We start from the raw sequence: 10,726 nt of genomic DNA on the forward strand, positions 1-10,726 counted from the left end.
CCGAGGGGGGTGACCAGGCCGTGGCGAGCGGCGCCGGGGAGCCCGAGCGGGTCGTGTCGACGCCGACACGGCCGCGCCGGACCCGGCCCCGCGTTTCGTGAGAGTTCCGTGTCCTGAACGTGCTTGCGTCCGCCGAGGGGGGTGTCGTAACCTCACGTAATCCATTGCGCAATGGATTACGTCTCGAGCTACAGGCAAGGGTGCCCATGAGCGAGTGATCAGCCGTCGATCTCCACCGCACTCCACCGGCACCGCACTCCACCCGTGGTCGCACCCACCGCGCCCGTCCACCCCGTGTCCCGAGCTCGCGGTCCGCCGCGGCGGACACCCCGACGCACCACCCGTCTCCGACGGGCCCGCCCAGCAACGTCCAGACCTCGTCGAGGTCACCAGGAGGAACAGTCATGCGCGCCACCACCCGCAGGTCCCGCACCATCGCCCTCGCCGCCGTGCTCCTCGCCGTCCCCACGGCTCTCGCGGGCTGCAGCGCCACGAAGACGGGTGACACGGGCGCCAGCGGCGACAGCGGCGGCACCCTCAAGATCGGTCTGGTCACCAAGACCGACTCCAACCCCTACTTCGTCTCCATGCGCGACGCCGCCACGAAGGAGGCCAAGGCCGAGGGCGCGGAGCTGATCGCCAAGGCCGGCACCGCCGACGGGGACAACGACAGCCAGGTCACCGCGGTGGAGAACCTCATCGCCTCCGGGGTCAAGGCCATCCTCATCACCCCCAACGACTCCAAGGCCATCGTGCCGACCCTCAAGGCCGCCCAGGCCAAGGGGATCTTCGTCGCCGCCCTCGACACCCAGACCGAGGGCAACCAGGGGGTCGACGCGACGTGGGCCACCGACAACACCAAGGCGGGCGAGGAGCAGGGCGCCTACGTCAAGGCGGCCCTCGGCAGCACGGCCCCGGTCCTCGCCATGCTCGACCTGCAGCCCGGCGTCTCGGTCGGCGACCAGCGCCACGACGGCTTCCTCACGGGCATCGGGCTCACCGACGACAGCCCCGAGATCGCCGGCAAGCAGGACACCAGCGGTGACCAGGCCAAGGGCCAGACCGCGATGGAGAACCTGCTGCAGAAGAACGACGCCATCAACGCCGTCTACACGATCAACGAACCCGCGGCGATCGGCGCCTACACCGCGCTGAAGAACGCGGGCAAGGACACGACCACGGTGCTGGGCTCCATCGACGGCGGCTGCACCGGCGTCACGGCCGTCAAGGACGGCAAGATCGCCGCGACCGTCATGCAGTTCCCCTCCAAGATGGCGGTCGAGGGTGTGAAGGCGGCCGTCGCGTTCGCGAAGGACGGCACGAAGCCCACCGTCCCGGCCTCGGGGTACATCGACACGGGCGTGCAGCTGATCACGGACAAGCCGCTGGGTGGCCTGGATGCGAAGGACACCACGTGGGGCCTGCAGAACTGCTGGGGAACCGCCTCCTGATCCCGCGCGGTCCGGCGCGGCGTCGCGCCGGACCGCGGTCCTCGACCGTGAACAGCGACCCGAAAGGCGTCCCGATGTCCGACTCCCTCCAGGTGGCGAGCGAGAAGGCGGCCGAGGTACCCGACACCTCGGGAACCCGCGCCGCGACCCTCGCGGACCACATCTTCCGCAACCCCGTCCTGGGCCCCCTGTCCGCCCTGGTCCTCGCCATCGTCGCGTTCTCGATCCTCACCGAGAACTTCGCGAGCGTGGACAACTTCTCGCTGATCCTCCAGCAGTCCGTCGTGGTGGGGACCCTCGCCCTGGGGCAGACCCTCATCGTCCTGACCGGCGGCATCGACCTGGCCAACGGCGCCATCATGGTGCTGGGGACCCTCGTGGTCGCCAAGCTCGCCGCCGGCAGCACCGGAGCGCAGGTTCCCGCGCTGTTCGCGGGGCTGCTCGTCTGCGCGGCGCTCGGGCTCGTCTCCGGCCTGATCGTCTCCAAGCTGGGACTGCCGCCGTTCATCGTCACCCTCGGGTTGCTGACGATCCTGCAGGCCGCCTCGCGCCTCTACACCAAGGAGACCGTCCTCGTCGACGACGGGCCCCTGACGGTCCTGTCCAAGGGCGGTTACCTCTTCGGGCAGTTCCAGGTCACCACCGGCGTCGTCGTGGTGCTGATCAGCGTGGCGGTCCTGCACTACGCCCTCACCCGCACCGCGTGGGGCCGGCACGTGTACGCCGTCGGCAACAACGACCTCGCGGCCAAGCGCACCGGCATCAACGTGAACCGGGTCCTGCTCTCGGTGTACGTGCTGGCGGGCGTGTTCTACGCCCTCGCCGCGCTGCAGGCGTTCGGCCGCAGCCCGGCGACCTCCCCCAACGCGTTCCCGACCGCGAACCTGGACACCATCACCGCCGTCGTCATCGGCGGCACCAGCCTCTTCGGCGGCCGCGGCACGGTCGTCGGCACCTACATCGGGGCCCTCATCGTCCTGGTGCTCCAGTCCGGTCTGACCCAGGCCGGCATCGACCCGCTGTTCCAGAACATCGTCACCGGCGTCCTGGTCATCGCCGCGGTGGCCCTCGACACCGTCACCCGGAGGAAGGCGCGATGAGCGACACCGTCTTGGAGGCCCGCGGCATCGTCAAGCGCTACGGGCACGTCACCGCCGTGGCCGGCGCGGACTTCGACCTGCGCGCCGGGGAGATCCTGGCGGTCATCGGCGACAACGGCGCCGGCAAGTCCAGTCTCATCAAGGTGCTCTCCGGCGACGTCGTCCCCGACGCCGGAGAGGTCCTGCTGGACGGGAAACCCGTGCACTTCCGCAGCCCGCAGGACGCTCAGCGGGCCGGGATCGAGACCGTCTACCAGGACCTGGCGATGGCTCCCGCCCTCGACATCGCGACGAACCTCTTCCTCGGCCGCGAGCTGCGCCGGAAGGGGCCCCTGGGCTCGGTCCTGCGCATGCTCGACGTCAAGGAGATGCGCCGCCAGTCCCGCCAGCAGATGGACGAGCTCGGCATCACGACCCTGCAGTCCATCACCCAGCCCGTCGACAGCCTCTCCGGCGGTCAGCGGCAGACGGTGGCGGTCGCACGGGCAGCCGCCTTCGGGCGTCGCGTCGTCATCATGGACGAGCCCACGGCCGCCCTCGGGGTGCGGGAGTCCCAAGGGGTCCTGGACCTCATCCGCCGCATCAGCGCCACCGGGATCCCCGTGGTGCTGATCAGCCACGACATGCCGGCCGTGTTCGAGGTCGCCGACCGCATCCACATCCACCGCCTCGGTCGCCGGGCCGCCGTCGTGCGGCCCCAGGACCACGAGATGAACGAGGTCGTCGGGTTCATGACCGGTGCGCTGCCGCCGCCGGAACCGGTGCAGGAGGTCGCGTCGTGAGCATCGTCGTCGGCTACGTCCCCGACGGCACCGGGTTCCTCGCCGTCACCGAGGCGGTGCAGCAGGCACGCTGGCGCGGCAGCGACGTCGTCATCGTGAACACCGTCGACCGGGCGGGGTACACCAGGCCGACGGCCGCCGACGAGCGCGACCTCGACGCCCTGCAGGAACGCATGACGGACGAGGGCGTCCCGTTCCGCATCGAGCACCGGGACGCCTCCTCCACCCCGGTCGCCGAGGTGATCCTGGAGATCGCCGAGGAGATCGGCGCGGAACTCATCGTCGTCGGCCTCCACCGCCTCTCCCCGGTCCGCAAGGCCCTGCTGGGCAGCACCGCCCAGCGGGTCCTGCTGGAGGCGACCTGCCCGGTGCTCGCCGTGCGCTCCACCTCGTCGTGAGCGGCGCAGAACTCTGACCGCGGGTCTCACGCGCCGACGACCTCGTCCGGCGCGTGAGACGCCTGCGGGGCGGCGGGAACCGGGTTCTCCGTCAGTTCGAGGAGGCCGTGGCCGCGGCGATCGCCCCGGCCACCGAGGTTTCCGTCGTCCTCACCGGGGGGAACCACCTGCCCAGCCGGGCGGCGACGAGGACGACGCCGTGGAGGTGCTGCGCAGTTCCCGGGACTACGCCGACCGGGTCGTCGACGGGGACCGGCTCGACGTGGCGCTGCCGGGTTCCCCGGCGTCGTGCGGCGCGTGACCGCTCGCCCCGGTGTTCTCCCAGTGCAGACCGCCGGGGCGTGCCGGGCGCCCGGGTGCGACACCCCCGCAACCGCACGACGTGCGGTGTGCGACGACGGGGCGCAGAACTTCCCGCCGGACGGCGATCGAACTGTCCGAGCGCCGGCTGTTCAGCATCTCCACCGCCCGCTGGGCCATGGCCCGCACGGGCTGGGCGATCGCGGTGAGGGCGGGCTCGAACAGGTCGGCCCACTCGAAGTCGTCGAAGCAGACCAGGGCCATGTCGTCGGGAACGCGCCGGCCCCTCGTCTTCAGCGCCCGGAGCGTCCCGATGGTCATGGCGTTGTTGCCCGCCACCAGTGCGGTCGGGGGGTTGCTCAGGTCCAGCATCTCCTCCACCGCCTCCCGGGCTCCGACGCTGCTGCTGCGACCGGACCTGACCAGTGCGGGATCGACGTCCAGGCCCGCTTCCTCGTGGGCCAGGAGGAAACCTCGCAGACGTTCCTCGCTGGTGGTCATCCCGGGAATCCCCGTGACCATCCCGAGGCGCGTGTGGCCCAGGTCCAGCAGGTGCGCCGTGATCTCACGGACCGGTTCGACGTTCTCCACCGCCACCTGATCGCAGTCGATCCCCGTGTCGATGCGGTCCACGACCACCAGGGGGCCGCCGTAGCGGGCGGCGAGACGCAGAGCACGTTCGGGAGACCGGCTGGGAGCCAGGACGAGGCCGTCGACGCGGCGGGACATGAGGTCCTCGACCACCCGGTCCTCGATGACCGGGTCGTCGTGGGTGTCGGCGAGGATTATCGAGGTTCCGGTGCCCCTGAGGTTCCGCTCGATCTCCTGCACGATCGTGGCGAAGTACGGGTTCGAGATCGCCGACATCGCGATGCCGATGATCCCGCTCGTGCGGGTGCGCAGCGAACGGGCGAACGGGTCACGGACGTAGCCCAACTGCTCGATCGCTTCGTGCACACGGCGTTCGGTGGCGGGGGTGTGTCGCCGGGACTTGTTGACGACGTGGGAGACGGTGGCCGTCGACACCCCGGCGAGCCGCGCGACATCCGCCATCGTCAGCGATGAGCGTCCCGACACAGTGGCTCCCAGGAGGTGGTGAGGATACGACTCGACCTCCATCATAGCGGGCCCGGTCCGGGCGGCGGGTTCCCGCGATCCCACCTCGGGGAGTTTCCCGGGTGACGTCACCTCACCCCGGTGGGCCACCGCGCAGGGCGCGGATCTCCGCGCGGAGTCGTGCCTTGACGTCCTCGGGAGCGAACGACGCCGTCACCCCGTTCAGGGCCAGCTGTTCGACCACGTCGTCCCCGAAACCGAGGTCGAGGCCGACGTGCTCGAACTCGGCCTGCAGGCTCGTGGCGAAGAACACCTCGTCGTCGGTGGAGAGGTTCACCGACAACCCGGCCTCGATCATGCGGGCGACGGGGTGCTGCGCGTCGAAGGCCCAGCCGGAGAGCAGGTGCGCCGACTTCGGGGTGCAGCAGAAGTGCACCCCGGCGGCCCGGGCACGCTCCACGACGGCCGGGTCGTCGAGGACGTGGTACCCGTGGTCGACGCGGTCCAGGTGCAGCACCTCGACGGCCTCCACCACCGACGCGGCGGTCGAGGTGGCGATCTCGCCGACGTGGGCGGTGAGGCGCAACCCCGCCGCGCGGGCCCGGGCGTAGACGGGTTCCCACGCCAGCGGTGACTCGTACCCGTCGGCGGCGAGGTCGTCCTGACCGAACCCCACGACCGCCGGGTGCGGGTTCGCGAGGACGACGTCGAGGGTGGCGTGCGCGGCCGCGAGGTCGAGGGAACGGTTCAGCGCCGGCACGATCCCGAAACCGACGCCGAACTCCTCCTCGGCGCGGGTCAGGCCCTCCACCAGCCCGGCGAGCACGACCGGCCACGGCAGGCCCAGCTCGGCGAAGTTGTGCGGGTTCACGGAGTACTCGCGGTAGCGCAGGTTCGTCGTGGCGACCGCCGCCCGGACGCCCTCGTACGCGACGAGGGCCACGTCCTCGCCGGAGCGGAAGACCGCGTGCGCCGCGTTGAACAGGACGAGGAAGTCCTGCAGACCGGTGTAGCGGGCCAGTTCCGCCGGGTCGTCGCTGGGCAGCGGCACCCCGCGTTCGCGGGCCCACCGCAGCAGCCGCTCCGGGCGGATGGTGGAGGCGAAGTGGCAGTGCAGCTCGGTCTTGGGCAGCGAGCGCAGGAACTCCGGGGTGGACGCGCTCACCCCGCGAGCCACGCGTCGACGGCCGCGACCTGGGTCGCGACGAGGTCGGCCGGGGCGGCGGAGCCCTCGAGCGAGGCCTTGGCGACGCCGGCGAGCTCCGCGTCGGTGAGCTTCAGCTCGGTGCGGGCGGTCTCGTACTCCTCGAGCAGGCCGGGGCCGAAGAGCAGCGGGTCGTCGCCGTTGAGCGAGCAGCGGACGCCGGCCTCCAGGAGGGCGGGGAGCGGGTGCGCGCCGATCTCCGGGACGACCCAGAGCTCGACGTTGGAGGTCGGGCAGACGTCGAGGACGATGCCCTCGGCCGCGAGCCGGCGGACCAGCTCCGGGTCCTCGACGGCGCGGACGCCGTGCTGGATGCGCTGCGCCCCGAGCTTGTCGAGGGCGCCGACGATGCTCTCCGGACCGAGCAGTTCCCCGGCGTGCGGGGCCGACTTCAGGCCGGCCTCGCGGGCGATGTCGAAGGCCCGTTCGAAGGGGGCCGGCGGCCAGAGGGCCTCGTCGGCGGCGAGCCCGAAGGAGACGACACCGCGTCCGGCGAACTCGGCGGCCAGGACGGCGAGGGTCTCGGCCTCGCTCGTGGGGAGACTGCGGATGGCGACGGCCATCAGGCCGAAACCGATGCCGAGCCGGGTGGCCTCGGTCTGCCCGACCTCGAGCACGAACGTCAGGACCTCCTCGGGTGTCCCGAACCGCGGGACGTAGAACATCGGGTTCGCCTGGGCCTCGATCCAGACCGCGCCCGCGAGCGCGGCGTCCTCGACGACCTCGCGGACCACCCGTGCGAGCTGTTCGCGGGTGCGGATGAACGCGACGGCGCCGTCGTAGTGCTCGACGAACTGCGGGAACGAGGTGAAACCCCGGGTGGGGGGAGCGGCCTCACCGGCCTCCGCCGCGAACTCGACGAGGGTGGCGGGACGCATCGCACCCTCGAGGTGGATGTGCAGGTGCGCCTTGGGCAGCGTCGCGAGATCGCGCATGGTGTCTCCTGGTGGGTGGATACCCTGTCGGGATGGAACGGGACCGGTTGCTGCGGCTGGTGGCGGAACACGTCCTGGCCCACGGTGTCACATCGCTGACGTTGCGCGGGCTGGCCCGGTCCGTGGGTTCCAACCACCGGATGCTGTTGTACTACTTCGGCAGCAAGGAGCAGTTGATCGGGGAGGCGCTGCAGGCCGTCGGCCGCGACGCGTTCCCCTCCTTCGAGAACGCGTGGGTCGCCCTGGAGAACGGTGAGGGCGATCTGCGGGGCGATCTGCAGCACGTCTGGGACCAGATCGCCGACCCGGCCAACCTGGCGTTCCTGCGGTTGTTCTTCGAGGTGTTCGGCCAGGCCTCCCAGCAGCCCGGGTACGCGGAGCTGCTGGGGGACATCGGGTCCTGGCAGCGACCCGCCGTGGCGCGGTTGGAGCGGGAGGGACTGGCGCCCGCGCTCGCCCGGGCCCGCGCCACCGAACTCATCGCGTTGTGGCGCGGGCTGCAGATGACGCTGATCATCACCACCGACCGCGCCGGGGTGGACGCGGTGCAGGCGCAGGCGCTCGAGGCCTTCTGCGCCCGCACCGGCGCTCAGACCGTGGTGGGTTCCGGCACGTAGCGCGCGCCCGGGTGGTCGGCGCTCAACCGCGGCGAGGAACCCCCGATGCGTTCGCGCAGGGACCCGGAACCCGCCGGGCGGTCCTCCTCGGCGAGCAGGCGCCCGCGACGCCGGAGTTCCGGCACGACGAGTTCGCAGAACAGGCGGTGGTCGGAGGGGGAGAAGATCGCCTCGAGCAGGAACCCGTCGACGCCGGTGACGTCCATGATCTCCTCGAGCCGGTCGGCCACCTCGATCGGGTCGCCGACGACCGTGAAGCCGCGGGTGCCCCGGCCCCGCAGTTCCTCGAGCACCTCGCGCACCAGGGGCCAGGTCCCGTCGGCCCGCCTGAACCGGTCGATGTTGCTCTGCCCCATCTGACCGATGCGGCCGTCGCTGCTCTCGTGGATCTGGCTGAGCGGGCGGTCGGGGTCGAGGGCGGACAGGTCGATCCCGGTGTTGCCGGCGTAGATCACGGCGGCGACCTCGTCGGTCTGCATGTCCTCGAACTCGGCCCGCCGCGCGATCGCCTCGTCGTGGGTGGCGGCGACGGTCACGGTCGCGCCGACGAGCACCTTGACCGACTGCGGGTCGCGGCCGGCGGCCGCCGCGCGGGCGCGGATGTCGGCGACGTTGGCCGCGGCGTGCGGCAACGTGGTGCCCTGCAGGAAGACGCACTCGGCCTGCCCCGCGGCGAACTCGCGACCGCGGTCGGAACTGCCGGCCTGGAAGAGGACGGGGGTGCGCTGCACGGAGGGCGCGACGGTGAAGAACCCCGAGGAGCGGAAGTGCTTGCCGACGTGCTCCACGCGGTGCAGCTTGTCGCGGTCGGCGAAGACCCCCGACTCCTTGTCCTGCACCAGGGCCGCGTCCTCCCAGCAGCCTTCCCACAACTGCAGGGTGAGGTCGACGTACTCCTGGGCCATCTCGTAGCGGGTGTCGTGCGCGACCATCTCGGTGTGCCCGAACAACTGGGCGATCGTGTCCTGGGAGGCGCCGGTCACGATGTTCCAGCCGATGCGGCCGTTCGTCAGGTGGTCGAGGGTGGCGAAGCGTCGCGCCGTCGCCACCGGGTGGTCCACGCCGGTCGAGGAGGTCAGCACGAAACCCAGCGTGGAGGTGTGGTGGGCCAGCGTCGGGATGATCATCATGGGGTCGATCCCGCTGAAGTTCAGGCCGCCGGCGGCGGCCACGGCCGGTAGGTCACCGCCCACGGTGGGGTAGCCGTAGCCGTCGGCGAAGAACAGGAAGTCGAAACCCGCGGCCTCGAGGAGCTGGGCCACGTCGATCCAGTGCTGCAGTTCCCGGTGGTGCACGGAATCGCTGTACGGGTGCGACCAGCTCAGCGTGCCACCGACCTGCGGCCCCGCGACCTCGAAAACTCCCAGGTGCATCGTGCGCACTGGTGTGACCCCTCTCGTTGAACCGACTGGTTCAGATGACAGCACACGCGTGTTTCGGGCGTGTAAAGCTCGTGCGAGGTGCGTCCGGGGACACGGGGTGGGCGTGGCCGCGCCCGGCGGTGTCTCCCCGTGGGCGACCGTGACGGATCGGTGACCACTCGTCCCCCGGTCGACCCACCCCGGAGTCCCGTAACACGGTTGTCACACGATGAGTCGCCACGTAACCCCGCGTTCACGCGGACGTGACAGCCCCGCAGCGCGCAGGTGCTTCAGTACCGGATCAGAGCCGAACGTCAGCCGGCCTCGTCTGTCCGCGCCGATCCGTCCCGGACCCGTAGGACACCCAAGCACCCGTGGAGCAGCTCATGAACGAATCCCGTCCGCGTCTCGTCGGCGACCGTCGCACCTTCCTCCGCGGCACCGGCCTCGGCGCCCTCGCCGTCGCCGGGGTCACCGGCCTCGCCGCCTGCGGCAACGACGACGCCGGCTCGACCACCGGTTCGAGCAGCGGCGGTTCCTCCGACGGTTTCGGCGAGATCTCGGTCCAGCTGTCCTGGATCAAGAACATCGAGTTCGCGGGCGAGTACATGGCCGACAGCAAGGGCTACTACACCGCGGCGGGCTTCTCCAAGGTCAACCTGCTCGCCGGTGGCAGCTCGGGGACCGCGGCCGAGGCGATGGTCCTCTCCAAGAAGGCCCTCGTCGGTCTGTCGTCGCCGACGCTGACCGGTCCCGCCATCGCGAACGAGGACGCGCCGCTGAAGATCATCGGTGCGACCTTCCAGAAGAACCCGTTCTGCCTGGTGTCGGTGAAGGAGAAGACCCCGGTCGCGACCATCGCCGACCTCGCCGGCAAGAAGGTCGGGATCCAGACCGGCGGCAACGAGACGATCTTCGACGGCTTCTGCAAGGCCAACGACATCGACAAGTCCACCTTCACCATCGTCCCCGTGCAGTACGACCCCTCCGTCGTGGAGACCGGTGAGGTCGACGCGTTCATGGCCTACCTGACCAACGAGCCGATCCTGCTGGCCGGGCGCAAGCTCACCCCGGTCACGCTGGGCTTCGCCGACAACGGCCTCCCCGTCGTCTCCGAGACCTTCACCGTCCTGCAGGCCACGATCGACAAGGACCGCGACCTGCTCAAGGCCTTCCTCAAGGCCGAGATCCAGGGCTGGAACGACGCGGTCGCCGACCCGGCCGCCTCCGCGACGCTCGCCGTGACCGACGCGCGCTACGGCAAGGACCAGGACCTCGACCTGGCCGAGCAGACCCAGGAGGCGACCGCGCAGGCCGCGCTCATCGTGTCCGAGGACACCAAGGCCAAGGGGCTCTTCACGATGACCCAGGCGCTCATCGACGAGAACATCCAGGCGCTCGAGGTCATGGGCACCAAGATCACAGCGGAGGACCTCTTCGACTTCTCCCTGCTGGAAGAGGTCTACCAGGAGAACCCCGAGCTCATCACCGGCTGAACCACCGGCTGAGACACCCTGCGCGG

The 10,726-nt window shown here is 70.8% G+C and carries 10 protein-coding genes; 6 read left to right on the forward strand and 4 right to left on the reverse strand.

Going from position 1 to position 10,726, the window contains the following annotated elements; all coding sequences use genetic code 11:
* The first annotated feature begins 404 nt into the window (after positions 1-404).
* From SJY07_RS21320 to SJY07_RS21335, 4 genes are all read left to right on the forward strand, one after another.
* Complete coding sequence (locus SJY07_RS21320; RefSeq protein ID WP_328292205.1) at positions 405-1,451, forward strand: substrate-binding domain-containing protein; 1,047 nt, start codon at positions 405-407, stop codon at positions 1,449-1,451.
* Between the two features lie 74 nt (positions 1,452-1,525).
* Complete coding sequence (locus SJY07_RS21325) at positions 1,526-2,551, forward strand: ABC transporter permease (protein ID WP_328292204.1); 1,026 nt, start codon at positions 1,526-1,528, stop codon at positions 2,549-2,551.
* Complete coding sequence (locus tag SJY07_RS21330) at positions 2,548-3,333, forward strand: ATP-binding cassette domain-containing protein (protein WP_328292203.1); 786 nt, start codon at positions 2,548-2,550, stop codon at positions 3,331-3,333. Before SJY07_RS21325 ends, SJY07_RS21330 begins: the two co-directional genes overlap by 4 nt.
* Positions 3,330-3,731: a universal stress protein gene (locus tag SJY07_RS21335; protein ID WP_328292202.1), complete on the forward strand. Its 402-nt coding sequence runs from the start codon at positions 3,330-3,332 to the stop codon at positions 3,729-3,731. The genes SJY07_RS21330 and SJY07_RS21335 overlap by 4 nt, the downstream gene beginning before the upstream one ends.
* 225 nt (positions 3,732-3,956) lie before the next feature.
* On the opposite strand, the gene SJY07_RS21340 is transcribed toward SJY07_RS21335, so the two are convergent.
* From SJY07_RS21340 to add (SJY07_RS21350), 3 genes are all read right to left on the reverse strand, one after another.
* Complete coding sequence (locus tag SJY07_RS21340; protein WP_380161490.1) at positions 3,957-5,084, reverse strand: LacI family DNA-binding transcriptional regulator; 1,128 nt, start codon at positions 5,082-5,084, stop codon at positions 3,957-3,959.
* A gap of 136 nt (positions 5,085-5,220) precedes the next feature.
* A complete protein-coding gene (gene add, locus SJY07_RS21345) occupies positions 5,221-6,252 on the reverse strand; it encodes an adenosine deaminase (protein WP_380161491.1) in 1,032 nt (343 codons plus the stop codon).
* Positions 6,249-7,226 carry an adenosine deaminase gene (gene add / locus SJY07_RS21350; RefSeq protein ID WP_328292199.1) on the reverse strand — a complete coding sequence of 326 codons (978 nt, stop codon included), beginning with the start codon at positions 7,224-7,226 and terminating at the stop codon, positions 6,249-6,251. Before add (SJY07_RS21350) ends, add (SJY07_RS21345) begins: the two co-directional genes overlap by 4 nt.
* A gap of 32 nt (positions 7,227-7,258) precedes the next feature.
* Here add (SJY07_RS21350) and SJY07_RS21355 point away from each other — a divergent pair, with 32 nt between their 5' ends.
* Entirely contained in the window at positions 7,259-7,843 is a 585-nt protein-coding gene (locus SJY07_RS21355; protein WP_380161492.1) for a TetR/AcrR family transcriptional regulator, read from the forward strand.
* Here the strand turns inward: SJY07_RS21355 and SJY07_RS21360 are convergent.
* Positions 7,816-9,216: an NtaA/DmoA family FMN-dependent monooxygenase gene (locus tag SJY07_RS21360; RefSeq protein ID WP_380162456.1), complete on the reverse strand. Its 1,401-nt coding sequence runs from the start codon at positions 9,214-9,216 to the stop codon at positions 7,816-7,818. The two genes, SJY07_RS21355 and SJY07_RS21360, sit on opposite strands and share 28 nt — an antisense overlap.
* A 374-nt stretch (positions 9,217-9,590) precedes the next feature.
* Between SJY07_RS21360 and SJY07_RS21365 the strand changes: the two genes are divergently transcribed.
* Complete coding sequence (locus tag SJY07_RS21365) at positions 9,591-10,700, forward strand: ABC transporter substrate-binding protein (RefSeq protein WP_328292197.1); 1,110 nt, start codon at positions 9,591-9,593, stop codon at positions 10,698-10,700.
* Positions 10,701-10,726: the final 26 nt, after the last annotated feature.

This window comes from Kineococcus sp. R86509 (genome assembly GCF_042466365.1).
GTDB lineage: Bacteria > Actinomycetota > Actinomycetes > Actinomycetales > Kineococcaceae > Kineococcus.